Below are 26674 nucleotides of genomic sequence, written 5' to 3'. Positions count from 1 at the left end.
GCCCTACGCCGGCTTGCGCCGGGCCAGCAGCCAGCGCAGGATGCCACTGTCCTCATAGGTCGGCCCGAACGCGGCGTGGTAGTCGGGCAGGGTGAACGCCGAGTCGGCGTACTCGGTGTAGCGGACCAGGTCGGCGATCTGCGCCGGGGTCCTGCCCCGCGCCTCGTACGCCTGCCGCAGCGCGGCCGCCGAGTTGCGTGCGCCCGCGACGGGGAGCAGATGGTCGTGCTCGCCGTGGGTGATCCAGACCGGGACCCCGGCCGCGGCGATCGCGGTGGCCTGCCCGGTGTTGACCGGGAAGCCGCCGGTGACCAACCCGCCGGCGAACAGGTCCGGCCGCTTGGCGAACGCCTCCCACAGCAGCTGCGAGCCGTACGACACGGTGGTCGCGTAGACCCGGCGGCGGTCCACGGCGTACTCGTCGACGAAGCTGTCGAGCAGCTTGACCAGCAGGTCGGCCTCGGCCACGCCGCCGACCCGCTGGTGCTGCGGGGCCAGCACGATCACGTCCTCGCGGCTGCCGGTCCAGCCCGGCTGGGACCAGGCGGTCGCCGGGATGTCGGCGGCGAGCTGGACGCCGAGGTTGTCGCCGTCCCAGCCCATCCCGTGTCCGGGCAGGACGACCATGAGCGGGTAGCTGCGGCCCGGCCGGTAGTCACGCGGCAGCCGGTAGTGGTAGGGCAGCACCGTGCCGGCGCTGACGAACGAGCCGTAGCGGAACGCGTCGACCTCGCGGTCGACCGGTCGTTCGGTGACCGGGCGGGACTCACGCGGGGTCGCCCTGGCCAGCACCGGACCCTTGCCGAGGCCCCGGCCGGGCTGGGCGTGCACGTCCTTGCGCTGCACCACCCGGGTGGGCAGCTCGGGGTTGACCTTGACCGAGCAGAGGAAGGTCGGGCACTTGGAGACGATCACCGTCCAGCCGCCGGGGTCGGCCGGGTCCAGCTCGACGATGACGTACCGGCCGGGTGCCGAGCGGTGGTCGGCGCGCGGGGCCGGGGCGTTGTTGGTGTAGGTGCGGGTGACCGTGCGGTCGGCGAGTTTCGGCAGGTCCTCGATGGGGTTGAAGCGGAAGTTGTAGATCGTGTCGGCCACGCTGAAGGTGTCGTCGTCCAGGGTGCGCGGGTTGACCGGGGCGGCGTACTCGACGGCCACCGCGGAGACCTTCTGGCCGTAGGTGTAGACGGTGGTGATCGGGGTGATGCTGCGGATCGCGTCCCGGCCGCCGCGGTCGGCGTCGGGCGCGGCGTACGCGGTGCCGCCGGCGGCGACCAGCGTGAGTGTGGCGGCGAGCGGGATCAGTCCTCTGCGCAGTCTCATCCGGGTCCTTTCCTGGGGACACGGCCGCCCGACGCCGGTTCGTCCGGCTCGCCGGTCCGCCGGGCCGGGTCCGCCCGCCGTCGGCCGACTGTGGAGAAAGGACGGTCGCTAAACTGATTTAGCAGATCATGGTCGCCACCCCGGGTCGTGTCAATGGCGAGCCCGTAACAAGCCGGAAACCTGGCGTGACGATCCCGTCGGCGCGCTCCGGCCCGGTGGCCGGCCTCCGTGGGGCGCGCCGCGAACCGGTTCGCTGGCCACGGCCCCGGGGGTCGGTCGGACCCGGCGGACGGGCGCTCCACGCGGTGGACCCCGTTACGAGACCGTGACGTCCGGATTTCCGAGGGACTGTTGACGGGGGCGATGTGAGCGCTAACACTACCCCGAAAGGTGACAGGTGGTCCCCGCAGTCGGCGGGAGTTCCGGAGAGGAGAAACCTGTGCGCAGGAAATTCCTGGTCGCGCTCGGCGGCGCGGCACTGGCGTTCAGCCTGGCCGCGTGCAGCGGCGGGGGCGCCGGCAGCGGCGGTGACACCGGCGACAAGAAGCCCGCCGACCTGACCATCGGCGTCTCCATGCCGACCCAGACCTCGGAACGGTGGATCGCCGACGGCAAGGCGGTCAAGGAGAAGCTGGAGGCCAAGGGCTACAAGGTGGACCTCCAGTACGCCGGCGACGACATCCCCACCCAGTCCCAGCAGGTCGACCAGATGATCACGCAGGGCGCGGACGTCCTGATCATCGCGGCCATCGACGGCACCGCGCTCAGCGGCCAGTTGGACGCCGCCGCCGCCGCGAAGATCCCGGTCATCGCGTACGACCGGCTGCTGCTGGGCAACAAGAACGTCGACTTCTACGTCAGCTTCGACAACTACAAGGTCGGGGTGGCCCAGGCGACCGCCCTGCTGGTCGGCCTCGGCCTGCAGACCAAGGACGGCGGCAAGGGCACCGCGACCGGCCCGTTCAACATCGAGCTGTTCGCCGGCTCGCTGGACGACAACAACACCCAGTACTTCTGGGGCGGGGCGATGGACACCCTCAAGCCGTTCATGGACAACGGCACGCTGAAGGTCAAGTCCGGGCAGACCCGGGTCGAGCAGGCGGCCATCCTGCGCTGGCAGCAGGAGCCCGCCCAGAAGCGGATGGAGGACCTGCTGACCTCCAGCTACAACGACGGCACCGTGCTCAACGGGGTGTTGTCGCCGTACGACGGCATCTCCCGGGGCATCATCACCGCCCTGCAGAACGCCGGCTACGGCAAGGGCGCCAAGAAGCTGCCCGTGGTGACCGGCCAGGACGCCGAGATCGCCTCGGTCAAGCTGATCAACGACGGGGTGCAGAGCTCCACCATCTTCAAGGACACCCGACTGCTCGCCGAGCAGGCCGTCATCGCGGCCGAGGCGTTCCTGCAGGACAAGGAGCCGCAGGCCAACGACACCAAGACCTACAACAACAAGGTCAAGGTCGTCCCGGCGTACCTGCTGCCGATCGAGACCGTCTACAAGGACGACATCACCAAGGTGCTCGTCGACTCCGGTTACTGGTCGGCCGAAGAGGTAGCCGCCGGTCAGGCCAAGAAGTAAGCCGGTCGTCGGGCGCGGCGGTCACCGGCCGCCGCGCCCGACGCATCGCAAGCCCGCCTCAGGCTTCGACGATCAGGATGCTGACCATGGACGACACCATCCTCGAGATGCGACGCATCACGAAGACCTTCCCCGGGGTGACCGCGCTGGCCGACGTCTCCCTCGCGGTGCGCCGGGGGGAGATCCACGCCATCTGCGGCGAGAACGGCGCCGGCAAGTCCACCCTGATGAAGGTGCTCTCCGGGGTGCACCCGACCGGGTCGTACGACGGCGAGATCGTGCTCGACGGCAAGCCGGTGCACTTCCGGGGCATCCGCGACAGCGAGTCCCAGGGCGTCGTCATCATCCACCAGGAACTCGCCCTGGTGCCGCACCTGTCGATCGCCGAGAACATCTTCCTCGGCAACGAGCGGCGCGGCGCGGGCGGCCTCATCGACTGGAACCGCGCCAACGCCGAGGCCGCCGAGCTGCTGGCCTCGGTGGGCCTGCACGAGAACCCGGTCACCCCGGTCATCCAGCTCGGTGTCGGCAAGCAGCAGCTGGTCGAGATCGCCAAGGCGCTGTCCAAGAAGGTCCGGCTGCTCATCCTGGACGAGCCGACCGCCGCGCTCAACGACATCGACTCGGCCCACCTGCTCGACCTGCTGCGCCGGCTGCGGGGCCAGGGCATCACCTGCATCCTGATCTCGCACAAGCTCAACGAGGTCACCGCGATCGCCGACGCGACCACGGTCATCCGGGACGGGCGCACCGTGGAGACCCTCTCCCTGGCCTCCGGGGAGGTCACCCAGGACCGGATCATCCGGGGCATGGTCGGCCGGGACCTGGACAGCTTCTATCCCGACCGGGTGTCGTCGCCGGGGGAGGAGGTGCTGCGCATCGAGAACTGGAGCGTGCGGCACCCCACCCAGGACCGGCTCGTCGTCGACGGCGTCAGCCTGGACGTCCGCGCCGGTGAGGTGGTCGGCATCGCCGGGCTGATGGGCGCCGGGCGCACCGAGCTGGCGATGAGCGTGTTCGGCCGCTCGTACGGCCGGGACGTGCGGGGCCGGCTGTTCGTGCGGGGCCGGGAGGTCCGGGCGAACACCGTCGCGGAGGCCATCGAGCACGGCATCGCCTACGTCACCGAGGACCGCAAGCGCTTCGGCCTCAACCTCATCGACGACGTGCGGCGCAACGTCTCGGCCGCCGCGCTGGGCCGGCTCGCCCGCCTCGGCTGGGTCAACGGCAACGAGGAGATCAGGGTCGCCGAGCAGAGCCGGCGCGACATGAACATCAAGACGACAAGCGTGATGGCGGTGGTGGGCAAGCTCTCCGGCGGCAACCAGCAGAAGGTCGTGCTGTCGAAGTGGCTGTTCACCAACCCGGACGTGCTGATCCTGGACGAGCCGACCCGGGGCATCGACGTCGGCGCGAAGTTCGAGATCTACACGATCGTCAACCGGCTCGTCGCCGAGGGCAAGGCGGTGATCCTGATCTCCTCGGAGCTGCCGGAACTGCTCGGCATGTGCGACCGCATCTACACCCTCGCCGCCGGCCGGATCACCGGCCAGGTGCCGGTGGCCGAGGCGACCCAGGAGAACCTCATGGATCTGATGACGAAGGACAAGGAGCGCGTGGGATGACCAGCGTCAAGACCTCATCGCCGCCGTCCCCGCCGCCCACCGGGAAGAGCCCGGGCGTCGCCCTGCACACCGGCACCAGCGACCTGCGCGCGCTGGTGATGAACAACCTGCGGCAGAGCGGCATCTACGTCGCCCTGGTCGTCATCGTCGGGCTCTTCGCCGTGCTCACCGACGGGGTGTCGCTGAGCCCCGGCAACATCACCAACATCGTGCTCCAGTACTCCTACATCCTGGTGCTGGCGATCGGCATGGTGATCATCATCATCGGCGGCCACATCGACCTGTCGGTGGGCTCGGTGGTGGCGCTCACCGGGGCGGTCTCCGCCGTGCTGGTCATCCGGGAGGGCTTCCCCTGGTGGGTCGGCATCCTGGCCGCGGTGGCGGTGGGGGTCGCGGTCGGCGCGTGGCACGGCTTCTGGGTGGCGTACGCCGGCATCCCGGCCTTCATCGTGACGCTCGCCGGCATGCTGCTGTTCCGGGGCCTGACCCTGCGGGTGCTGGACAACATCTCGCTGTCCCCGTTTCCCGCCGACTACCAGCAGGTCGCGGCCGGCTTCCTCAACGGCCTGCTCGGCGGGGAGGGCTTCGACGCGTTCACCCTGCTGATCGGCGCGATCGCGGTGGCCGGCTACGCGGTGAGCGGCTTCCGGACCCGGGTGGCCCGGGTCCGTTACCAGCAGCCGGTGGAGTCGTTCCCGCTGTTCGTCGCCCGGGTGGTGCTGGTGGGCGCGGTCATCATGTACTTCGCCTGGCAGTTGGCGCACGCCCGGGGCCTGCCGATCGTCCTGATCATCCTGGCCGCGCTGGTGCTGGTCTACGGCCTGCTCACCCGGCGTACGGTCTTCGGCCGGCAGGTCTACGCGATCGGCGGCAACCTCTCGGCGGCGATGCTGTCCGGCGTGAAGGTGCGGACGGTCAACTTCTGGATGTTCGTCAACATGGGCTTCCTGGCGGCGGTGGCCGGGGTGATCTACTCCTCGCGCTCCAACGGCGCCCAGCCCGCGGCGGGCAACATGTTCGAACTCGATGCGATCGCCGCCGCGTTCATCGGCGGGGCGGCGGTCACCGGCGGGGTCGGCACCGTGGTCGGCGCGATGGTCGGTGGTCTGATCATGGCGGTGATGAGCAACGGGATGCAGCTCATGGGCATCGACCAGTCCATCCAGTCGGTGGTCAAGGGCCTGGTGTTGCTCGTCGCGGTGGCCTTCGACGTCTACAACAAGCGGCGCGCCGGCTCCTCCCGTTGACCGGTGACGCGGCGACCGCCCGCGTCGCACCCTTCGCCCGGACGCCCCGGGCCGTGTCGGACCCGTCCGACACGGCCCGGGGCGTCGGCATTTCCGCCCGTCGATCGTGTCCTCGCTGTTTCAGCTTGACGAGCATCATGTTATCGCTCACAGTCTATGGATAGCTGAAGCCGTTCCTACAGCGGCTGGTCGGCAGGCCCGACCCGTCGCCGCGCCGCGTCGTGCGCCATCGCGGACGCACCGCCGAGTGAACGTTGACATCGGCAGGCTTCGAACAATGCGACGACGGTGGCCCCGGGCCGGACCCGGGGCCACCGTCGATCCACCGTTGGTGAAGGAGGGTCATGGTAGCCATGGGAGAGGTGCCGATCGCGGTCCGGCGACGGCGCGGCTGGTGGTCACGGGTCGTCGCCGCGCTGCTGACGGTGCTGGTCGGCGGTGGACTCGTCGTGGTCCAGTCGACCGGGGCGGCGGCGGCGACGGTGGACACCACCGCCTGGTACGTGCTGGTCAACCGCAACAGCGGCAAGGCCCTGGACGTGTACAACCGGGCCACCAACGACGGCGCGCGGATCACCCAGTGGACCCGCGGCGACGGCACCAACCAGCAGTGGCAGTTCGTCGACTCCGGCGGCGGCTACTACCGGCTGAAGTCCCGCCTGTCGGGCAAGGTCCTCGACGTCTACAACCTCTCCACCGCCGACGGCGCGGCGATCGTGCAGTGGACCGACGGCAACGGCACCAACCAGCAGTTCCGGCTCGCCGACTCGGCCGACGGCTACGTCCGGCTGCTCAACCGCAACAGCGGCAAGGCGATGGAGGTGCAGAACGCCTCGACCGCCGACGGCGGCAACATCGTCCAGTACGCCGACTGGGGCGGCACCAACCAGCAGTGGCAGCTCGTCCGCGTCGACGGCGGCACCACCCCGACCACGCCGCCGCCAACCACGCCACCGGCGAGCGGCTCGTACACCAACCCGGTGGTGTGGCAGGACTTCGCCGACGTCGACATCATCCGGGTCGGCGACGCGTTCTACCTGTCCGCCTCGACCATGCACTACTCCCCGGGCGCGCCCATCCTGCGCTCCTACGACCTGGTCAACTGGGAGTTCGCCGGGCACTCGGTGCCCAAGCTGGACTTCGGCGCGAAGTACGACATGTCCGGCGGGCGGGCGTACGTCAACGGGATCTGGGCGTCGACGCTGAACTACCGCCCGAGCAACCGCACCTACTACTGGGCCGGCTGCATCGACTTCGCCAAGACCTACATCTACACCGCCGCCGCCGTCGACGGGGCCTGGAACCAGCACTCCACCATCAACAAGTGCTACTACGACGCCGGCATGCTGGTCGACGACAACGACACCATGTACGTCGCGTACGGCAACAGCCAGATCAGCGTGGCGCAGCTGTCGGCCGACGGTAAGAGCGAGGTCCGCAGCCAGCAGGTCTTCTCCACCCCGTCGAGCGTGGGCACCCTGGAGGGGGCCCGGTTCTACAAGCGCAACGGCAGCTACTACATCTGGCTAACCCGGCCGGCGAACGGCCAGTACGTGCTGAAGTCGTCCAGCCCGTTCGGCCCGTACGAGATGCGTCAGGTGCTGCTCAACATGCCCGGCCCGATCTCCGGTGGCGGTGTGCCGCACCAGGGCGGCCTGGTGCAGACCCCGGCCGGCCAGTGGTACTACATGTCCTTCGTCGACGCCTACCCCGGTGGGCGGGTGCCCGCGCTGGCCCCGATCACCTGGACCGCCGACGGCTGGCCGCAGATCCAGACGGTCAACGGCGGCTGGGGCACGTCGTACCCGAACCCGCTGCCGACCCGGCCGGTCAAGCCGCTCACCGGCACCGACACGTTCAGCGGCAGCACGCTCGGCCCGCAGTGGGAGTGGAACCACAACCCGGACAACACCAAGTGGTCGGTCAACAACGGCCTGCGCCTGCAGACCGCCACCGTCACCAACGACCTCTACAGCGCCCGGAACACGGTCACCCACCGGATCCAGGGGCCGACCTCCACCGCCACCGTCGAACTCGACTACTCGGCGCTGCGCGACGGCGACCGGACCGGGCTGGCGGTGCTGCGCAACTCGTCGGCCTGGATCGGCGTCCGCCGGGACAACGGTGCCACCCGGGTGTCGATGACCAGCAACCTCACCATGGACGGCAGTTGGCGGACCACCAACACCGGTACGGAGATCGCCTCCGCCCCGGTCAGCGGGGGACGCATCTGGCTACGGGCCACCGCCGACATCCGCCCCGGCTCCGGCCGGCAGGCCCGGTTCTCCTACAGCACCGACGGCACCACGTTCACCGCGCTGGGCAACGCGCTGACCCTCGACAACACCTGGCAGTTCTTCATGGGTTACCGGTTCGCCCTGTTCAACCACGCCACCCAGGCCCTCGGCGGCACCAGCACGATCCGTCAGTTCCAGCTCAGCACCCCCTGACCCGACCCGGGTCACGGCAGCGGAGGAACCGGGCCGCCCGTACCGTCGGCACCCCTCGCGGGCCGGGCGGTGCGGGCGGCCCGGCCCGCCGCGCCGGGATCGGTCCCGGACCGCCGCCGGCCGGGACGCACGGAACGGGGCCGCCCCCTCGCAGGGGCGGCCCCGTCCGTGGGACCGTCGGTCCCGCACCGTCTCGCCGGCGGTGCGGGACCGACGGTGGTCCGTTTACGGGTTGGCGACCAGCCGCCAGCGGTTGTCCGCGCTGCCGTTGTCGGAGTCCTGCACGGCCTGCGCCCCCTGGGCGGTCGAGCCGTTGAGGATGCCGAGCAGCTTCCCGCTGTTGACGTTGCGGATCTTGTAGGTGCCGTCACCCTGGCTGAGCAGGGTCCACCGGTGGTCGGCGGTGCCGTTGTCCGCCCACTGCAGGACGCGGGCGTTGTCGGCGGTGGACATGTTCTCCACGCCGAGGACCTTGCCGCTGTTGACGTTGCGGAACCGGACCGCGTCGCCGTCGGTCACCACCACCCAGTTGTGGTCGGCGGTGCCGGTGTCGCCCCACTGCAGGGCCAGCCCGCCGTCGGCGGTGGACATGTTCTGGATGCCGAGGACCAGGCCGCTGCCCACGTTGACGATCCGCGTGCTGCCGCCGGTGCTGCCGCCGCTGGTGCTCCAGTAGACGGTGTAGTTGAAGCCGTGGGCATCGTAGAACGGCCCGAGGTTGACCGTGGAGCCGTTCGCGGTGGCGGTGAACGCCAGGGTGCTGGTGCTGGTCCGGGTCACCGACGAGGCGTTGAGCGACGGCAGGGCGCTCAGGCCGGTGTTGCCGTAGTTGCCGGCCAGCACCGCCGGGCCGTACGTGAGGGCCGCGACGTTGGCGTTGTCGTTGCTCGGCTGCACGACGACCTTCATCGGCAGCCGTACGGTGACGGTGTCGCCGGCCGCCCAGGTGCGGGTCACCGTGGCGTAGCTGCCGGGGCTGGTGGAGACGCCCTGCGTCTCGCCGTTGACGGCGATCGTCGCGCCGGTGGCCCAGGCCGGGATGCGGACCCGGATGCTCCACGAGCCGCTCATCGACCCGGAGAGGGTGAGCGTGCTGGTGTCACTGGCCGGGTAGCTGGTGCTCTGGGTGACCGTGATCCCGCGCTGCGACCAGGTCAGCACCGACGGCACGAACAGGTTCACCGTCAGCGTGGTGTCGTTGTAGAAGTAGATCGAGTCCATCAGCTTGGTGTTCGCCTCGATACCGGTGCCCTGACAGCACCAGAACGAGTTGTAGTCCGTGCTCCAGGTGCCGCCGCCCCAGGCCGGGCCGACTCCCCGGCGGCCACCCGCCTTGAGCGGGGTGAAGTAGGTGACGTGGCCGTGACCGTCGGCCGGGTTCTGCGCGCCGACGACATGGTTGAGCAGGGCACGCTCGTAGAAGTCGAAGTACGCGACCCGGTTCGGGTCGAGCAGCCACAGCTCCCGGGTCAGCTTGAGCATGTTGTGGGTGTTGCAGTGCTCGCAGGTGTCGTTGGTCAGGTAACCGGCGATCGCGTTCGGCGGCCGGAAGTGCTCGGCCTGGCTGTTGCCGCCGATGACGTAGCTGTGCGCGTTGACGGTCATGTTCCACGCGTTGCTGGCGATGTCCCGGTAACGGGTGGTGCCGGTCGCCTTGAACTCCCGTGCCGCGCCGATCCACTTGGGCACCTGGGTGTTGGCGTGCTTGCCGTTGAGCTGGTCGGAGTTGCTGGCGAGCGGGTTGAACACGCCCGCGTGGTCGAAGCGCTGGGCGACGGTGAGCCAGCGTCCGTCGCCGGTGTGCTGGTAGATGTCGGTGAGCGCCTCGTTCATTCCGCCGAACTCGGTCTCCAGCATCGCCTGCATCTGGTTGTAGCTCAGCCGCGACGTGCGGGTGTCGACCCAGCCGGCCAGCGCCAGCAGCACCGAGCGGGCCTGCGTGTTGCCGATGTAGCGCCACACGTCGAGCAGCCCTATGAGGGTCTTGTGGATGCAGTAGTAGGGCACGTTGCCGTTGGACAGGGTCCGGGCCTCCAGCGCCGCGAAGTCGGACTCCGGGAAACCGGACAGGTAGCCGGCGGTGAACCCGGCCGCGCCGTTGTTGGCCTGGCACTTGGCCAGCTCGGCCACCATGTAGTTGGCCTTGTCCCGGCAGGTGGTGTCGCCCAGCACCGCGTACGCCTGCGCCCAGGCGGTGAGGAAGTGCCCCTGCATGTGGGTGCGGAACGGGAACGACGGCGCGTCCCAGCCACCGTTGGTCGCGGCCCCGTTGGTGCCCAGCCGGTGGTTGGCCCGGAAGTTGTAGAGCATCCGGTCGACGTCGACGAACCGGAGATAGCTCAGCGTCCGGTTCTGGTTGTCCAGCAGCCGGCCGGCGGTCAACCGGACCTGACCCAGCTCGAACGGGTACGCCGAGACGCCCAGGTCGGCCCGGGCCGGGGGGACCACCAGCGCCGCGCCGGCCGGCCCGGCCCCGAGCAGGGTGCCACCTGCGGCGGAGGCGAGCGCGGTGGCGCCGGCGGCCTGGAGAAGTTGGCGTCGGTTGAGGGACGGGAAGGACATGGGAACCTCCAGGGACCGGTTCACGGGCGAGCGCCCGTCCGGGTGGGTCGTACGGACGGTGGTGTCGGGGCGGTGGTGTCGTGTCGGGTGGTGGTGCGCCGGCCCGCCCCGGTGGGGCGGAGCGGGCCGGCGGACCTGTCAGCCGCGCGACGGGGTCACGCGGGGGTGCAGGTCAGGTCGGTCGGTGGCTGGTTGCTGCCGGTGGTCGAGCTGATGTAGCCCACCGTGGTGGAGCCACCGGCCCCGAGCTGCCCGTTGTAGGCGGCGTTGGTGACGGTCACCTGGTTGCCCTGCTGGGTCAGGGTGCCGTTCCACGCCTGGGCCACCGTCTGGCCACTGGGGAGGGTGAAGGACACCCGCCAGCCGGTGATCGGGGTGGACCCGTTGGTGATGGTCAGCTTGCCCTCGAAGCCGCCCTGCCAGGTGTTGACCACGGTGTTGGTGGCCGCGCAGGTCGTCCCGGAAGGGGTCGTCGGAGCCGGCGTCGTCGGGGCCGGGGTCGTCGGGGTGGGGGTGGGGGTCGCGGTGGGCGTCGGGGTGGGCGTCGCGGTCGGGGTGGGCGTCGGGGTGGTGCCGCTGCCGCTGAACTGCCACCAGTTGACGTTGAACAGGGTGCCGCTGCCCCCGGTGAACCGCAGGTACATGTCGTGGGTGCCGGTCGCGCCGGACACCGGGCAGGAGACGGTCTGCCAGTTCTGCCAGCCGCCGGTGACCGGCACGGAGCAACTGGCCACCCGGGTGCCGGTGGTGCTGTCCAGCCGGACCTCGATGGTGCCGCCGCTGCCGGCCGAGGCCACCCGGGCGTTGAAGGACGTCGCACCGGTCCCGAAGGCGACCCCCTTGACCTTGATGTAGTCGCCGTTCTCGATGAAGCCGACGTTCATCCCGCCTTCACTGGAGGCCTCCGTCTCGATGCCGGAGCCCCAGGCGATCGTCTCGGCCTCCTGCCGCACGTACGGGTTGAGCGTGCCGACCTGCGGCGCGCCGGTGCTGGTCATGTTGATCGTCGGGATGGTGCCGTTGGCGCCGTAGGTGAACTTCTCCACCGCGACCGACCGGGTGTAGCCGCCGCCGCCGGGCAGCGCGCCGTTGTGGTAGAAGAAGTACGAGCCGCCGTTGAAGTCGATGACCCCGGGGTGGTTGGTGAAGCTCGCGCCCTGACGGGGCATGACCGTGCCCCGGTAGGTCCACGGCCCGAGCGGCCCGGGGGCCGTCGAGTAGCCGATGAACTCCGAGCAGCACTCGGCGGCGAACACGTTGTAGTAGATCCCGTTGCGCTTGAAGACCCAGGGGCCCTCCTCGTAGAGGGTGGGGCGGGTGGCGTTGCCGTTGCGGGTGCCGAAGCCGGCGGTGGTCAGTGGGATCTTGGTGACGCTGCCGGAGTACGAGATCATGTCGGCGTTCAGCTTGACGTACCACAGGTTGGGGTTGCCCCAGTAGAGGTAGGCCTGCCCGTCGTCGTCGATGAAGACGGTCGGGTCGATCTCGCCGTTGGCCGCCAGCGGCCGGCCGATGGCGTCGCGGAACGGGCCGGTGGGGCTGTCGCTGACCGCCACCCCGATGGCCATCGAGTTGGTCGACTTCGCGGTCACCGGCACGTACCAGTAGAACTTGCCGTTGCGGGCGATGACCTGGCCGGCCCAGGCGTCCGCCTTCGCCCAGCTGAAGGTGGCGACGTTCAGCGGCGAGCCGTGGTCGGTCCAGTTGACCATGTCGGCGGAGGACCAGACCCGCCACTCCTTCATGGTGAACCAGGTCGAGCCGTCCTCGTCGTGGCCGGTGTAGAGGTACACCCGGCCGTTGTGCACCAGCGGGGCCGGGTCGGCGGTGTAGATGTGCTGGACGATGGGGTTGTCGGCCTTCGCGGTGCCGGCCGGCAGCAGGGTCGAGACCAGGAGCAGGGCCGCCAGCCAGGCGATGGTACGCCGCAGTCGGGTCAGCGGTGGCAGTGCGGGTTTCACCAGTACCTCCCAGTATGGGCGATGCGTGTCGTGGGGCGTCACGCCTCGGCGGCCTCCCCGGACTCCGCCGACGCCCCGGCCCTGCGCCGGTGCTGTCGGGACTCGTCCGGGCTGCCCGCCGTGCGGGTACGCGGGTGTGGCGTCACGGTCGGCGATCGCGCTCCCGGCCGGCCAGGGACGGCACTGCGGTCGGCGCGCGGTCGGGTCGGGACCCCACGGTGGCGGTGGACGACGTGCGCCGGGGGATTCCGGGTGCGTCGAGGTGTCGATGCGACCCGGCGGCGTGCAGCGTCCACGGAGGTGCCCGGAGGTGTCCCACCGACGTCGCCCGTGCCCGCACTCCGCCCCGCCGCCCGGGTCCCGGGGGTGGAGCGGGGGAGGCGTGCCCTTCGCTCCCGCGGCCGACGGTATCTTGTTATCGTTAACACCCGCAAGCCATTGATGGCCGTCGGTTGCGTGGCGTCGTCGCGGTCGCCCGGCGGGGGTCGGCCGGCCCGGAGCGGCGGGCGGTCCACCCGCCGCCGGTGGTCAGCGCACCAGCCGCCCGGTGTCCGGTCCGCCGCGCCGGACCAGCCAGGCCTCGGTGATGTGGGTGACCATGGCCTCGGCCGCGCCGTCCGGGTCGTGGGCCGCGATGCGCTCGTAGATCCGCCGGTGCCCCCGGTTGGACGCCACGCACAGCGCCCGTTCGGACCGGCCCATGTAGCGGGCGGTGTTGACCACCTGGCTCTCCAGCGACCGCACCACGCCCCGGGCGATCCGGTTGCCGGACGCCTGCATGATCACGTCGTGGAAGGCCCGGTCGTGCTCGTGGTAGGCGACCTGGTCACCGACCAACTCGTCCATCCGGTCGACCAGGGCGCGCAGCCGGTCGAGGGTTTCCTGGTCGGCCAGCCGGGCGGCCACGTTGGCCATGTCGGACTCCAGCACCCGCCGGGTCGCCACCAGGTCGTCGAGGATGGTCAGGCTGTCGTCTTCGGCGATGGTCGCGGCGAGCACGAGCTCGTCGAGCATGTCCCACATCGACGGTGGGGTGACGATGGTGCCGCTGCCCTGGCGGACCTGCACCAGGCCCTTCTCCTGAAGGATCTTCACCGCCTCGCGGACGACCGTGCGGCTGACCGAGAACGCCTCGCACAGCGCCGGCTCGGGAGGCAGCGGGGCGCCGGGCGGGTGAACTCCGCGTACGATGCGTTCCACCAGTTCCGCGGTGACCGCCGTGGCGAGGTTGGCCGGTCGTCGGGCCCAGCTCGGCGGCGTCGACGCGTTCAGGGTGACCTCTCGTGCCGTCATGTCCCCTCCAGTGACTCCCGCGGACCGCGCCACGACCTGACTGCCGCGAATTCTACGTCCCACTGTTGACGTCATACGTCATACGAGTTACTTTCTCGTCAATTCATGCGTCTCGATCAGCGCTATCGACCGAGTTCGAAGGTGAGCAGCGATGAAGCAGCGAGCAGTGTGGTCAGCCGTCCTCGTCGCGGCGCTGGCGCTGGCCGGCTGCGGGAGCGCCGCCGGGACGCGCTCCCCGTCCGGCGGGGCGGACGGGAAGCTGGTGGTCTGGGACTGGAAGTCCGGCGAGGCATCCGCCGCAGCGTACCTGCAGAAGGCGAAGGCCGACTTCGCCCGCAAGCACCCCGGCGTCACCGTCGAGTTCGTCGCCCAGCCCTTCGAGCAGTACTACACGCTGCTCGGCACGGCGATCCAGGCCGGCAAGGGCCCGGACGTGATCCTGTTCAACGGCGGCGGCCAGATCCGGGACCGGGCCGACGCGCTGCTGCCCCTGGACGAGTACCTGGCCGAGGACCGGCAGCGGCTCACCGGCTGGGAGGCGTTCAGCAAGGACGGCAAGACCTACGCCGGCCCGGTCACGTTGCAGGGCCACCCGATCTACTACAACCGGACCCTCTACGAGACGGCCGGCCTCGACCCGGCCAAGCCCGCCACCACCTGGTCGACGTTCGTCGCCGACTGCGCCACCATCACCACCCGGACCGGCGCGAAGTGCTTCGCCCTGGGCAACAAGGAGGGCTTCGGCATCCAGTTCTTCCTCTCCGCCCTCGGCTCCGGAGTGCTCACCCCGCAGGAGTACGACGACTGGATCGCCGGCCGGCGGAACTGGAACTCCCCGCACGTCAAGCGGATCTTCGCGCTCTGGAAGCAGACCCAGGACGCCAGGCTCAACAGCGACGGGGCCAACTCGACGGCGATGTTCAACGACTCGTTCGCGATCTTCCAGTCCGCCAAGGCCGCCCACGTCATCGGGCTGATGTCCGACGTCGGGCACTGGAAGGACTTCAGCGAGTTCCTCACCGCCGAGAAGCTCGGCGTGATGCGCGCCCCGGTCGTCGAACCCGGCGCCACCCCGAGCCTGCCCTACGACGGCGGCATCGGCTACGGGGTCGCCAAATGGACCAAGGACCCGAAGGTCGCCGCCGACCTGGTGCGCTCGCTGACCTCGACCGACGCGCTGAAGTCGTTCTACGCCGACGCCGGGGCGATCGCCGCCGACACCACCATCGACGTCTCCCAGGGCGGCCCGGCGGTGGCCACCATCGTCGCCGACCTCAAGGCCGGCAAACCCGCCCTGCACGTGGCGCTGTCCTCGAAGACCCTGGACCTGATGGGCCGGCTCTCCCAGCAACTGCTGAGCGGCTCGGTCACCGTCGACGAGGCGGTGAAGCAGCTGGCCGCCTCCGACCAGGCCGGCTGAACCGTGCCGGTCGACGAGGTGACGCCGGCGGTCCGCCCGGCCCCCGCCGCCCCGCCGCGACGGGCCGCGCCCGGGTCGCGGGTCACCCCGCGTCGCGGTCGCGGCGGCCGGCGCTCCGAGCGCCTCGCCCCGTACGTGCTGCTGGCCCCGGCCCTGCTGATCCTGCTGCTGCTGCGGTTCTGGCCGCTGCTGCTGGGGGTGAACTTCTCGTTCACCGGCGACGGCGAGCGCAACGGCTCGGCGGTCGGGCTGGCCAACTACCTGGAGCTGCTGCGGGACCCGCTGTTCCTGGGCGCGCTGCGCAACGTCGGGCTGCTCGTGCTGCTGCTGCCGGTGGCGGTGGCGATTCCCGGCCTGCTGGCCACCTTCATCTACCTGCGGGTCCCCGGGCACCGGCTGTACCGCAGCGTCTACTTCTTCCCGGCCGTGCTGTCCCCGGTCATCGTCGGGGCCATCTTCAACCTCCTGCTCGCCTTCGACGGCCCGCTCAACGCCCTGCTCGGCGGGGTCGGCCTCGGGCCGGTGGACTGGCTGGGCGACCCGGACGTGGCGATGTTCGTGGTGGTCGGGGTGCACGTCTGGGCGACCTTCGGGATGGCGCTGGTGGTGTTCCTCGCCGGCTTCGCCACCCTGGACGCCTCCCTGCTGGACGCCGCCCGGGTGGACGGCGCGTCGCTGCCCCAGACCATCCGGCACGTGATCGTGCCCAGCCTCTCCCGCACCATCCAGTTCGTCGTCGTCACCACGATGATCGGGATGCTGACCTCCATGTTCGGCCTGCTCTACGTGATGACCAGCGGCGGCCCGGAGGGTTCCACCTACCTGCCGGAGTACTACATCTGGATCCAGCAGGGGCAGCTGAACCGGCCGGCGCTCGCCTCGGCCGCCTCGACGGTGCTCTTCCTCATCATGCTCGTGGTGGGGCTGGGGCAGATCAGCCTGCTCCGGCGGGCGGTGAGGGAGGCGTGATGTCCCACCTGCGGTGGGGGCGGTGGCTGCTCGCCCTCCCGATGGCCGTGCTGGCGCTGGCGACCGTCTACCCCCTGGCGTTCACCCTCAACGTGGCCATGAAGACCCGCCGCGAGTACGTCCTCGACCGGTTCTCCCTGGCCGACGCCCTACGCTTCGAGAACATCGGCGCGGCGTGGAACAGCGTGGGGATGGCCCGCTACCTGGCCAACTCGGTGGGCGTGGTGACGCTCTCGGTGCTCCTGCTGCTGCTGTTCGGCTCGATGGCCGGTTTCGCGCTGAGCCAGCTCCGGTTCCGGGGCTCGTCGGTGCTCTTCCTGTGCTGCCTCGCGGCGCTGTTCGTGCCGTTCCAGGTGATCATGGTGCCGCTCGCCCGGGTCATGGCCGACGCCGGCCTGGTCGACACCTACCCGGGGCTCGTGCTGGCCTACGTGGCGCAGTTCCTGCCGTTCACGATCTTCCTGATGACCAGCTACTACAAGACCATCCCGACCGAGATCATCGACGCGGCCCGGATCGACGGCAACAGCGTCTACGGGGTCTACCGGCGGATCATGCTGCCGCTGGGCACCCCGGCGCTGCTGTCGGTCGGCATCCTCGACGCCCTGTTCTGCTGGAACGACGTGCTGATCGCGCTGCTGCTGATGCCCTCGGCCGAGCACCGCACGCTGATGGTCGGGGTGACCTCGCTGCGCGGCCAGTACTCCGACGACATCCCCACCTTCGCCTCCGGGGTGCTGATCGCCGCGGTGCCCGTCCTGGTGATCTACCTCTTCCTCCAGCGCCAGATCGCCGACGGTGTCGCCGCCGGCGCCACGAAGGGCTGACATGCGGATCACCGGATACCGGACCCTGACCACCGTGCAGGACTGGGGGCGGCCCGTCGGCGACGCCAACGGCGTGTTCGCCGACGGGGTGACCGCCGTGCCGATCGTCCTGGTCGACACCGACGAGGGCATCACCGGCGTCGGCCTCGGACCGCACACCGACCTGGAACGGATCTTCGCCGCGATCGACGGGGAGGACCCCCGCGCGGTGACCACCCTCTACGACCGGATGCTGCGGCAGACCTTCAAGGCAGGCCACGCCGGCTCGGTGTTCGGCACCATCGGGGCGCTGGACACCGCGCTGTGGGACATCAAGGCCCAGGCGGCGGGGCAACCACTGTGGCGGCTGCTCGGCGGACGCGACAGACGGGTGCCCGCGTACGCCTCCGGCCTGGACATCGGCCTGGACGACGACGCCCTCGCCGCCACCTACGAGCTGTACGCCCGGCACGGGCTACGGGCCGCGAAACTCAAGGGCGGCCTGGACATCGAGCGGGACCGGCACCGGCTGCACGTGGTCCGGGACGTGCTGACCGAGGCCGGGCGGGGGCGGCGGCCCGGCCTGATGCTCGACGTGAACGAGGCGTGGACCCGCAAGCAGGCCGTCCGGCACGTCGGCGAACTCGAACGCACCCTCGACCTCGTCTGGATCGAGGAACCCGTCCGCCGGTGGGACGCCGAGGGCCTGGCCGTCGTCGGGCGCGGGATCCGGGCGTCGGTCGCCACCGGGGAGAACCTCACCGGCCTCGAACAGTACCGGCCGCTGATCGCCGCGGCGGCGGTCGACGTCGTCCAGATGGCCGCGGTGTGGGGGGTCACCCACTTCCTGCGGGTGTCCGCCCTGGCGCACGCCTACGACCTGCCGGTCAGCCCGATCGGCAACCACCCCGTCGGCCTGCTGCACGCCGCCACGTCGGTGCCCAACCACATGGTCAGCGAGTTGCAGGACCTCCACCCGCCGGTCGGGATCACCCGCGACCTGCACGTCGAGGACGGCGCGTTCGTCCTCGGCGACACGCCGGGGCTCGGCGTCACGGTCTGCGAGGAGGAGATCGGCAGCTACCCGCGCCGCTCCGACGTGCCGACGCCGGACGGTCCCAACGTACGGCCGGAACGGGCCGGCCGCCGGTTGCTGGCCGTGTCCGACCCGGCCGCCACCCCGGCGGGCCGGTACGTCACGCCGCTGCCCGACTCCCCGACGCACCATCACGACGGCCTGCCGTCCGCCGTCCCGCACTGACCCGACCGCGAGGGAGCACGTATGAAGGCAGTGGTCTACCGCAGCGCCCGGCACCTGGAGGTGCAGCGGCGCGCGCCGGAGCCGCCGGGGCCGGGCGAGCTGCGGATCGCGGTGGCCTACACCGGGATCTGCGGCACCGACCTGCACGTCTACCACGGGGACATGGACGCCCGGGTGGGCCCGCCGGCGGTGCTCGGGCACGAGATGTCCGGCCGGGTGGCCGAGGTCGGCGCGGGCGTCGCCGGCTATGCCGTGGGTCAGCCGGTCACCGTGATGCCGACCCGGTTCTGTGGCCGGTGCGTCGCCTGCCGGCGGGGCAACGCGCACGTGTGCCACGCCATGGACTTCCTCGGGGTGGACTCGCCCGGCGCGATGCAGTCCTCCTGGACCGTCCCGGCCGACCTGGTGGTGCCGCTCCCCGACGACCTGCCGCTGGACCGGGCCGCCCTGGTCGAACCGGTCGCGGTCGCCGTGCACGACGTGCGGCGGGGCCGGGTGACCGACGCCGACCTGGTGGTGGTCGTCGGCGGCGGGCCGATCGGCGTGCTCGTCGCCACCGTCGCCCGGCACCGGGGCGCGCGGGTCCTGCTGGTCGAACCGGACCCGTTCCGCCGGTCGGTGGCCACGGGGGTGGGCATCGACGCGGTCGACCCGGCTGCCACCGACGTGGTGGCGCTGGTCGACGGGCGTACCGACGGCGCGGGAGCGGACGTGGCCTTCGAGGTGTCCGGTTCCGCCGCCGGGGTCGGCACCGCCGTCGACGTGCTGACCACCCGGGGCCGGCTGGTCATGGTGGCGATCCACCCGCAGCCCCGGCCGGTGAACCTGCACCGGGTCTTCTGGCGCGAGTTGGAGCTGCTCGGCGCGCGGCTCTACCAACGCGAGGACATGGTGGAGGCGGTCCGGCTGGTCGCCTCCGGCGTGGTGCCGGCCGGGCAGCTGATCTCCCGGGTGGTGCCCGTCGAGGCGGCGGCGTCGGCGTTCACCGCCCTGGAGGAGGGCGGCGGCGTGCTGAAGGTGCTGCTCGACTGGCAGGAGGTGGCCCGGTGAACGCCCTGTTCGACCTGTCCGGCCGGACGGCCGTGGTGACCGGCGCCCGCCGGGGCATCGGGCTGGCCATGGCCGAGGCGCTGGCCGTCGCCGGTGCCGACGTCGTCGGCGTCTCGGCGCACCTGGAGGCCACCGGCAGCGAGGTGGAGCGGCGGGTACGCGCGGCGGGCCGCTCGTTCACCGCGCTGCGCGCCGACCTCGCCGACCGGGCCGCGGTCCGCCGGCTCGTCGCGGACCTGCACGCGCTCGGCCCGGTCGACATCCTGGTCAACAACGGCGGCACGATCGCCCGCGCCCCGGCCGCGGAGCACTCCGACGAGATCTGGGACCACGTCATCGAGGTGAACCTGACCAGCCAGTTCGTGCTGAGCCGGGAGATCGGCCGGGAGATGGTGGCCCGGGGACGCGGGAAGATCATCTTCACCGCGTCACTGCTCAGCTTCCAGGGCGGCATCACCGTCCCCGGCTACGCCGCCGCGAAGTCCGGCCTCGCCGGGCTGACCAGGGCGCTGGCCAACGAGTGGGCGGCGCACGGGGTCAACGTCAACGCCATCGCACCCGGCTACATCGCCACCGACAACACCCGGGCGCTGCGCGAGGACCCGGAACGCGACCGGGCCATCCTGACCCGCATCCCGGCCGGCCGGTGGGGGGACGCCACCGACCTGGCCGGCGCGACGGTGTTCCTGGCCGCCCCGGCCTCGGACTACGTCAACGGCATCGTCCTGCCCGTCGACGGCGGATGGCTCGGCCGGTGAGCGCGCCACCCGGCACCGTCGACGCCCACCACCACCTCTGGGTGCGGGCCCGGCACCCGCAGCCCTGGATCGACCCGGCCACCATGGCCGCCATCGACGCCGACTTCACCCCGGCCGACCTGGCCCGGGTCACCCACCCCGCCGGGGTCACCGAAACCGTGCTCGTGCAGGCCAACTCCACCGAGACGGAGACGATGGACCTGCTGGGCGTCGCCGCCGACCACCCGCTCGTCCGGGGGGTCGTCGGCTGGCTGGACGTCACCACACCGGACGCCGCCGACCGGCTGGCCCGGCTGCGCGCGGCCCGGGGCGGCCACCTGCTGGTCGGCATCCGCTACAGCGTGCAGGACGAGCCCGACCCCGCGTTCCTGGACCGGGCCGACGTGCGGCGGGGGATCACCGCGGTGGGCGCCGCCGGTCTCGCCTTCGACCTGCTGGTCCGGCAGCACCAACTGGGCGCGGCCGGCCGGCTGGCACGCGACCTGCCCGAGGTGCGGTTCGTCCTGGACCATCTCGGCAAACCCGCCCTCGGCGGGACGGACCTCGGCGAGTGGGCCCGTGACCTGCGCGCCCTGGCCGCCCCGGCCAACACCACCGCGAAACTCTCCGGCCTGGTCACCGAGGTCCAGCGGTCACCGTGGACACCGCAGGACCTGCGCCCGGCCGTCGAGCACGCCCTCGACGCGTTCGGACCGGACCGGTTGATGTTCGGCTCCGACTGGCCGGTCTGCCTGCTCGCCAGCGGGTACGACAGGTGGGTCGACACGCTGGTGGAGTTGCTCGACCCGCTCGGCGACGACGAGCGGGCGGCGATCTGGCGGCACACCGCCCGCCGGGTCTACCGGCCGGAGTCGTCGTGAGGGCCCGTCCGCTGCCCCGGCGGCCCTCGGTACGCCTCACCGGGCTGGGCTTCGGCGCGGCACAGGGCGGCAACCTCTACCGGGCCACCACCGACGAGGAGTTCGCCGCCGCCGTCGACACCGCCTGGGCCGGTGGCCTGCGCTACTACGACACCGCGCCGCACTACGGGCTCGGGCTGTCCGAACGGCGGCTCGGCGCGGCGCTGCGGACCCGGCCACGCGACGAGTACGTGGTGTCGACGAAGGTCGGCCGGTTGCTCGTACCGTCGGCGCAGGATGCGCACCGGCGCGACCCGGAAGGGTTCGACGTGCCCGCCGACCACCGGCGGGTCTGGGATTTCAGCCGCGACGGTGTGCTCCGCTCGCTGGAGTCCAGCCTGGAACGCACCGGCCTGGACCGGGTGGACGTCGTCTACCTGCACGACCCCGACGACCACTGGGAACAGGCCGCCACCGAGGCGGTGCCCGCCCTGGTGGAACTGCGTGACCAGGGCGTGGTGGGGGCCATCGGGGCCGGCATGAACCAGTCCCACCTGCTCACCCGGTTCGTCGAGGAGACCGACGTCGACGTGGTGATGTGCGCCGGCCGGTACACCCTGCTCGAACAGCCGGCGTTGGCCGACCTGCTGCCCGCCGCCGGGCGCCGGGGCGTCGGCGTGGTGATCGCCGGGGTCTACAACTCCGGCCTGCTGTCGCAGGACCGGCCCCCGGCCGACGCGACCTACAACTACCGGCAGGCCCCACCGGAGCTGATCGACCGGGCCCGCCGGATCGCCGACGTCTGCCAGGCGTACGGCGTCACCCTGCCGCAGGCGGCGCTCGCCTTCGTCCGTTCCCATCCCACCGTCGTCTCGACGGTCGTCGGCCTGCGCAACCGCGCGCAGGTCACGCAGACGCTGGCCCGCGCGGACGCCGACGTCCCGGCGGCGCTGTGGCCGGCGCTGCGGGCCGCCGGGCTGCTCGCCCCGGTCGCGGCATGATTCCACCGCGACCGGGGGCACCCCACCACCCCACCACGATTGGAGTCCCACCCGTGTCCGTCCCGACATCACCCGCCCGGCGCGGGCCGGTGCTGGCCGGCCTGGCCGCCACGGCGCTCGCCGCCACGGTCGCCGCGCTCGCCCCGGCCGGCCCCGCCCTCGCCGCCACCACCACCCTCTACGCGTCCCCCGCCGGCAGCGGCACCGCCTGCTCCACCAGCCAACCCTGCTCGCTGACCGAGGCGCAGAACGCGGTGCGGTCCCGCACCGCCGGGATGTCCGGCGACATCGTCGTCGAACTGGCCGACGGCGTCTACCGGCTGGCCGCGCCGCTGCGGTTCACCGCCGCCGACTCCGGCACCAACGGCTACACCGTGACCTGGCGGGCCGCCGCCTCCGCCCGCCCGCAGATCAGCGGGGCGCGCGCGGTCACCGGCTGGTCGCAGGTCGACGCCGGGAAGAACATCTGGCGGGCCAGCGTGCCCGCCGGGCTCGACAGCCGGCAGCTCTACGTCAACGGGGCGGTCGCCACCCGGGCCCGCACCGCCGTCAACCGGGCCGACTTCACCTTCACCACCAGCGGCATGCGGTTCAGCAACGGCGCGTTGGGCTACCTCAACAACCTGGGCAACCAGAACCGGGTCGAGGTGGAGAGCGTCGGCTCGTTCACCGACCGGTACTCCCCGGTGCAGAGCATCAGCGGCAACGTGCTCACGATGCAGCAGCCGGCCTGGAACAACAACACCTTCGGCTTCGACACCCTCTCCAAGCCACACCGGGCCGGCCCGTTCTACCTGGCCAACGCGTACGAGTTCCTGGACAGCCCGGGGGAGTGGTACCTGAACCCGGGCAGCGGGCAGCTCAACTACATCCCGCTGGCCGGGCAGAACATGAGCAGCGTCAGCGTGGAACTGCCGCAGTTGCCGTCGCTGGTGAACGTCGGCGGCAGCTACGACGCCCCGGCGCACCACATCACGTTCAGCGGGATCACCTTCACCGGCACCAGCTGGCTCGGCCCGAGCAGCAGCAACGGCTTCGCCGACCAGCAGACCGGCGCGCACATCACCGGCACCTGGGCCCGTCCGGCCGACGCGCTGACCTCCTGCCAGGAGGGCTGCCCGCTGTTCGAGGCGACCCGGCCGAGCTGGAACCAGATGCCGGCGGCCGTGCAGGTCTCCGCCGCCAACACGATCACCTTCAGCGACTCCCAGTTCGTCAACCTCGGGCAGACCGCCATCGGCATCGGCAACGACGCCAACGCGCACGCCAGCGGGGTCGGCCTGGGGGCCAGCAACATCACCGTCACCCGCTCCGAGATCGCCCGCAGCTCGGCCGGCGGCGTGGTGGTCGGCGGGGTACGCGCCGACGCCCACCACCCGGGCGACCAGCGGATGGTCAACCGGAACATCACTATCAGCAACAACCGGGTGCACGACCTGGGCCTGGAGTACCGGGGCGTGGTGTCGATCCTGACCACGTACGTCAACACCTCGCTGGTGTCGCACAACGAGGTCTACAACATGCCGTACACCGGGCTGTCGGTCGGCTACGGCTGGGGCGCCAACGACGCGGGCGGCAGCAACCACTACGCCGACCGGGGGCTGTACAACTACCAGCCGCGCTACTCCACGGCCACCACGGCGGCCAACAACCAGGTCGTCGGCAACTACGTGCACGACGTGATGCAGCAGATGACCGACGGCGGCTGCATCTACACACTGTCGGCGAACCCGGGCGGAAGCATCACCGAGAACCACTGCCTGCGCACCAACGGCTGGTTCGGGCTCTACTTCGACGAGGGCTCCCGCTACTACACCGCCCGCAGCAACGTGTTCGCCAACACCGGCACCTGGGCCACCGCCAACTACTGGTACGCCGAGAACATGGGCAACTTCACCGTCACCAACAACTGGTCGACCAACAACAGCACCAACGTGACCAACGGTGACCGGGGCAACGTGGTCAACAACAACACGGTGGTCAGCAACAACAACTGGCCCTCGGGCGCGCAGACCGTGATCGCCAACGCCGGCGTGCAGGGCACCAGCAATCCGCCCGCGCAGGGCGTGCAGCTCGTCGGGGTGCAGTCCGGCCGGTGCGCCGAGATCGGCGGCTCCAGCACGACCAACGGCACCCAGGCCCAGCTATGGGACTGCACCGGCGCGGCCAACCAGCGGTTCACCCAGACCACCGGCCGGCAGCTCATGGTCTACGGCTCCAAGTGCCTGGACGCCTCCGGGCAGGGCACCGGCAACGGCACCCAGGTGGTGATCTGGGACTGCAACGGGCAGGCCAACCAGCAGTGGAACGTCAACGCCAACGGCACGATCACCGGCGTGCAGTCCGGCCTGTGCCTGGACGCGAACGGCGCGGCGACGGCCAACGGCACGAAGCTGATCCTCTGGGCCTGCAACGGCGGCACCAACCAGCAGTGGAGCCTGCGCAGCTGACCGCTCGACCGTCGGGGTGCGCCGGGCCGGTGCACCCCGACGTCGTCGCCCGGTGCCGCCGCCGCGACGTGCGGCCGGTCAGGAGGTGTGCCGGCGACAGCGGGCGAGTTCGGCGCGCAGCTCGCGGCGTAGCGACCGGTCCAGGTCGGGCGCGGCGAGCGCGGCGGCGAAGTCCCGGGCGGCGGCGTCCCAGCGGCCGAGCCGGGCCAGTGCGGTGCCCCGGTTGTAGCGGGGCACCGGCGCCGTGGACAGCGCCACCGCCCGGTCCAGGTCGGTCACGGCGGCGTCGACCTCCCCCCGGTCGAACCGTACGGTGGCCCGGTTGGTCCACGCCTCGACCAGTTCCGGGTCGCCGGTCAACGCCCGGCTGAACAGCGCCTCGGCCTCGGCCGACCCGCCGCGCTCCAGGTGGACCAGGCCGAGCGTGCAGAGCAGCGCCGGCTCGTCCGGGGCCAGCGCCAGCCCGGCCCGCGCGCCCGCCTCGGCGGCGTCGAGCGCCCCATGCTCCAGGTGCAGGTTGACCAGGGCGATCCGGGCGTCGAGGTGCCCGGCGTCGATGGCGAGCACCCGGCGCAGGTCGTCCCGGGCCCGCCCGGTGCGGCCCCGTTCCTGGTACAGCACCGCCCGGTTGTAGTACGCCTCCGGCAGGTGCGGGCCGAGCCGGATCGCGCTGCCGTGGTCCCGGATCGCGGCCCGGTGCCGTCCGGCCGCCCGGTGCAGGGCGGCCCGGTCCACGTAGTACTCGCAGTTGTCGGGATCGTGGCCGATCACCGTGTCGAGTTCGGCGCGGGCCCGTTCCGGGTCGCCCAGCGCCAGGTAGACCTGGGCCCGGTTGTGCCGCAGCCGGGCCACGTCCTGCGGGCGTTCCCCCGGGGCGAGCACCGCCGTCAGCCGGGCCAGCCCGTCGTCGATCAGGCGCAGCGCGCGTTCCGGTTCGCCCTCCCGGCTGTCCAGCAGGGCCACGCCCTGCTCGTAGAAGACGGTGGACAGCACCCGCTGCCGGGGGTCGGGCAGCGTCCGGGCGAGCCGGAGCGCCTGTGCCAGCCAGTGCCTCGCCCGCGCCGGGTCCTGCGCGTCGGCGGGCAGGTGGCGGGCGTACAGCATGGCGGTGGCGTACGCGGCGGACATGGTGATCTTGGGATCGTCGGTGACGGTCCGGGTCTCGTGGTAGAGGTCGAGCGCCTCGGTGGCCCGGTCCAGCGCCGCCAGGGCGGTGGCCAGGCCGGTGGTGAACGCCCACCAGTGCCGCAGGTCGTCGGCCGGGGTGACCAGGGTACGTCCGTGCCGGGCGGTACGGGCCGCGTGGTGGTAGAAGCCGGCGGCCAGGCTCTCGCCCAGGGCGGTGCGTACGGCGTCCGGCCCGGGGTCGGCCGGCGGGCGGGCCGGGCCGTCGTCGTGCAGGTCCAGCCGTACCCGGTCGGTCCCCAGTCGTCCGGCCAGGGTGTCCAGGAGTTCCCGGGTGGTCTCGTCGGCGGCACCGACGTGGACGAACCGGAGGGTGACCGGTCGGCGCAGGGTGTCGGCCCAGGCCGCCACGAACTCGGTCGCGCCGTAGGCCAGGGCGGCGGTGCGCCGGGCGGGATGGAACCGGATCGGCGCCTCGTCGGCGGCGGTGGGCCGGCCGGGGGTGCGGTGGGGTGCGACGGCCGCCAGTTCGACCCGGTGCCGGGCGGCCAGCCGGGGGTGGTCGGCGGCGATCCGGCGGAGCAGGTCGGCGACCCCGGCGTACGGTCCGAGGTCGCGGTGGCAGTCGTAGCGCGGTGGCTCGTCGGTCACGGGTGGTCCGGTGTCGCCGAGGGCGGGCGCCCGGGGGCGCCCGCCGGGCCGGCAGTTACCAGCACCACTCGATCCAGAGCCGGCGGGCGCCGGACACCAGACGCAGGGCGCTCGTACGACGGACGGTCATCTTTTTCATGGGCACCTCCGTGGTCATCCACTCTGGACGGGGCAGAGCCTAGTGCCGATCTTCGGAAATGCGAAGGGTGCTCGTGAACCTGTCCCGGGGTGGCCGGGTGGGACGGTGGGCGCATTGACAGATGTCGGTCAATTAGTAAGGCTTGTTGTCTGAGAGCGCTCTCAC

General features: G+C 71.5%; 18 protein-coding genes. 13 read left to right on the top strand and 5 right to left on the bottom strand.

Features of this window, described 5'->3' with window-relative positions; genetic code table 11:
* Positions 1 to 3: 3 nt before the first annotated feature.
* Positions 4 to 1320: a hypothetical protein gene (locus tag H1A17_RS07115; protein ID WP_194821431.1), complete on the bottom strand. Its 1317-nt coding sequence runs from the start codon at positions 1318 to 1320 to the stop codon at positions 4 to 6.
* Between the two features lie 439 nt (positions 1321 to 1759).
* On the opposite strand from H1A17_RS07115, the gene chvE reads away from it, so the two are divergent.
* From chvE to H1A17_RS07095, 4 genes are all read left to right on the top strand, one after another.
* Complete coding sequence (gene chvE / locus H1A17_RS07110; protein ID WP_145919539.1) at positions 1760 to 2902, top strand: multiple monosaccharide ABC transporter substrate-binding protein; 1143 nt, start codon at positions 1760 to 1762, stop codon at positions 2900 to 2902.
* 86 nt (positions 2903 to 2988) lie between these two features.
* Positions 2989 to 4527 (top strand): multiple monosaccharide ABC transporter ATP-binding protein, encoded by a 1539-nt coding sequence (gene mmsA / locus H1A17_RS07105; RefSeq protein WP_194821430.1) that lies wholly within the window; start codon positions 2989 to 2991, stop codon positions 4525 to 4527.
* Positions 4524 to 5774: a multiple monosaccharide ABC transporter permease gene (gene mmsB / locus H1A17_RS07100; protein WP_145919541.1), complete on the top strand. Its 1251-nt coding sequence runs from the start codon at positions 4524 to 4526 to the stop codon at positions 5772 to 5774. The genes mmsA and mmsB overlap by 4 nt, the downstream gene beginning before the upstream one ends.
* Before the next feature lie 344 nt (positions 5775 to 6118).
* Positions 6119 to 8224 (top strand): family 43 glycosylhydrolase, encoded by a 2106-nt coding sequence (locus H1A17_RS07095; RefSeq protein WP_145919542.1) that lies wholly within the window; start codon positions 6119 to 6121, stop codon positions 8222 to 8224.
* A 225-nt stretch (positions 8225 to 8449) separates the two neighbouring features.
* Here the strand turns inward: H1A17_RS07095 and H1A17_RS07090 are convergent, their stop codons facing one another.
* From H1A17_RS07090 to H1A17_RS07080, 3 genes are all read right to left on the bottom strand, one after another.
* Positions 8450 to 10786: a beta-L-arabinofuranosidase domain-containing protein gene (locus H1A17_RS07090; protein WP_145919543.1), complete on the bottom strand. Its 2337-nt coding sequence runs from the start codon at positions 10784 to 10786 to the stop codon at positions 8450 to 8452.
* A gap of 155 nt (positions 10787 to 10941) precedes the next feature.
* Positions 10942 to 12696, bottom strand: a complete 1755-nt coding sequence (locus H1A17_RS07085; RefSeq protein ID WP_375372795.1) for a family 43 glycosylhydrolase — start codon at positions 12694 to 12696, stop codon at positions 10942 to 10944.
* A 579-nt stretch (positions 12697 to 13275) separates the two neighbouring features.
* Positions 13276 to 14040, bottom strand: a complete 765-nt coding sequence (locus tag H1A17_RS07080) for a FadR/GntR family transcriptional regulator (protein WP_145919545.1) — start codon at positions 14038 to 14040, stop codon at positions 13276 to 13278.
* Positions 14041 to 14191: 151 nt separating this feature from the next.
* Between H1A17_RS07080 and H1A17_RS07075 the strand changes: the two genes are divergently transcribed.
* From H1A17_RS07075 to H1A17_RS07035, 9 genes are read left to right on the top strand one after another with little or no spacing between them, the layout of a single operon-like run.
* Positions 14192 to 15460, top strand: a complete 1269-nt coding sequence (locus H1A17_RS07075; protein ID WP_194821428.1) for an ABC transporter substrate-binding protein — start codon at positions 14192 to 14194, stop codon at positions 15458 to 15460.
* A gap of 3 nt (positions 15461 to 15463) precedes the next feature.
* Positions 15464 to 16429 (top strand): carbohydrate ABC transporter permease, encoded by a 966-nt coding sequence (locus H1A17_RS07070; protein WP_240762855.1) that lies wholly within the window; start codon positions 15464 to 15466, stop codon positions 16427 to 16429.
* The gene (locus tag H1A17_RS07065; protein ID WP_145919547.1) at positions 16429 to 17256 is read left to right on the top strand and encodes a carbohydrate ABC transporter permease; all 828 of its coding nucleotides are present in this window, start codon (positions 16429 to 16431) and stop codon (positions 17254 to 17256) included. The genes H1A17_RS07070 and H1A17_RS07065 overlap by 1 nt, the downstream gene beginning before the upstream one ends.
* A gap of 1 nt (position 17257) precedes the next feature.
* The gene (locus H1A17_RS07060; RefSeq protein WP_194821427.1) at positions 17258 to 18496 is read left to right on the top strand and encodes a mandelate racemase/muconate lactonizing enzyme family protein; all 1239 of its coding nucleotides are present in this window, start codon (positions 17258 to 17260) and stop codon (positions 18494 to 18496) included.
* A gap of 21 nt (positions 18497 to 18517) precedes the next feature.
* Positions 18518 to 19546 (top strand): zinc-binding dehydrogenase, encoded by a 1029-nt coding sequence (locus H1A17_RS07055; RefSeq protein WP_194821426.1) that lies wholly within the window; start codon positions 18518 to 18520, stop codon positions 19544 to 19546.
* The gene (locus H1A17_RS07050) at positions 19543 to 20304 is read left to right on the top strand and encodes an SDR family NAD(P)-dependent oxidoreductase (protein WP_194821425.1); all 762 of its coding nucleotides are present in this window, start codon (positions 19543 to 19545) and stop codon (positions 20302 to 20304) included. Before H1A17_RS07055 ends, H1A17_RS07050 begins: the two co-directional genes overlap by 4 nt.
* Positions 20301 to 21164: an amidohydrolase family protein gene (locus H1A17_RS07045; RefSeq protein ID WP_309236717.1), complete on the top strand. Its 864-nt coding sequence runs from the start codon at positions 20301 to 20303 to the stop codon at positions 21162 to 21164. Before H1A17_RS07050 ends, H1A17_RS07045 begins: the two co-directional genes overlap by 4 nt.
* The gene (locus tag H1A17_RS07040; RefSeq protein ID WP_145919552.1) at positions 21161 to 22144 is read left to right on the top strand and encodes an aldo/keto reductase; all 984 of its coding nucleotides are present in this window, start codon (positions 21161 to 21163) and stop codon (positions 22142 to 22144) included. The genes H1A17_RS07045 and H1A17_RS07040 overlap by 4 nt, the downstream gene beginning before the upstream one ends.
* 53 nt (positions 22145 to 22197) lie before the next feature.
* Positions 22198 to 24594 (top strand): RICIN domain-containing protein, encoded by a 2397-nt coding sequence (locus tag H1A17_RS07035; protein WP_309236716.1) that lies wholly within the window; start codon positions 22198 to 22200, stop codon positions 24592 to 24594.
* A gap of 78 nt (positions 24595 to 24672) precedes the next feature.
* On the opposite strand, the gene H1A17_RS35510 is transcribed toward H1A17_RS07035, so the two are convergent.
* Entirely contained in the window at positions 24673 to 26370 is a 1698-nt protein-coding gene (locus H1A17_RS35510) for a tetratricopeptide repeat protein (protein ID WP_194821422.1), read from the bottom strand.
* Positions 26371 to 26674 lie beyond the last annotated feature (304 nt).

Source organism: Micromonospora sp. S-DT3-3-22, assembly GCF_015354745.1.
Classification (GTDB): domain Bacteria; phylum Actinomycetota; class Actinomycetes; order Mycobacteriales; family Micromonosporaceae; genus Micromonospora; species Micromonospora wenchangensis.
The sequence above is the reverse complement of the archived record's forward strand: the minus strand, read 5'-3'. Positions and strand labels throughout refer to the sequence as shown.

Coding starts and splice junctions, on each gene's coding strand:
- H1A17_RS07055 (WP_194821426.1), top strand. CDS start 18,518: ATGAAGGCAGTGGTCTACCGCAGCGCCCGGCACCTGGAGGTGCAGCGG.
- H1A17_RS07080 (WP_145919545.1), bottom strand. CDS start 14,040: ATGACGGCACGAGAGGTCACCCTGAACGCGTCGACGCCGCCGAGCTGG.
- mmsA (WP_194821430.1), top strand. CDS start 2,989: ATGGACGACACCATCCTCGAGATGCGACGCATCACGAAGACCTTCCCC.
- H1A17_RS07090 (WP_145919543.1), bottom strand. CDS start 10,786: ATGTCCTTCCCGTCCCTCAACCGACGCCAACTTCTCCAGGCCGCCGGC.
- H1A17_RS07115 (WP_194821431.1), bottom strand. CDS start 1,320: ATGAGACTGCGCAGAGGACTGATCCCGCTCGCCGCCACACTCACGCTG.
- H1A17_RS07065 (WP_145919547.1), top strand. CDS start 16,429: ATGTCCCACCTGCGGTGGGGGCGGTGGCTGCTCGCCCTCCCGATGGCC.
- H1A17_RS07060 (WP_194821427.1), top strand. CDS start 17,258: ATGCGGATCACCGGATACCGGACCCTGACCACCGTGCAGGACTGGGGG.
- H1A17_RS07095 (WP_145919542.1), top strand. CDS start 6,119: ATGGTAGCCATGGGAGAGGTGCCGATCGCGGTCCGGCGACGGCGCGGC.
- mmsB (WP_145919541.1), top strand. CDS start 4,524: ATGACCAGCGTCAAGACCTCATCGCCGCCGTCCCCGCCGCCCACCGGG.
- H1A17_RS07075 (WP_194821428.1), top strand. CDS start 14,192: ATGAAGCAGCGAGCAGTGTGGTCAGCCGTCCTCGTCGCGGCGCTGGCG.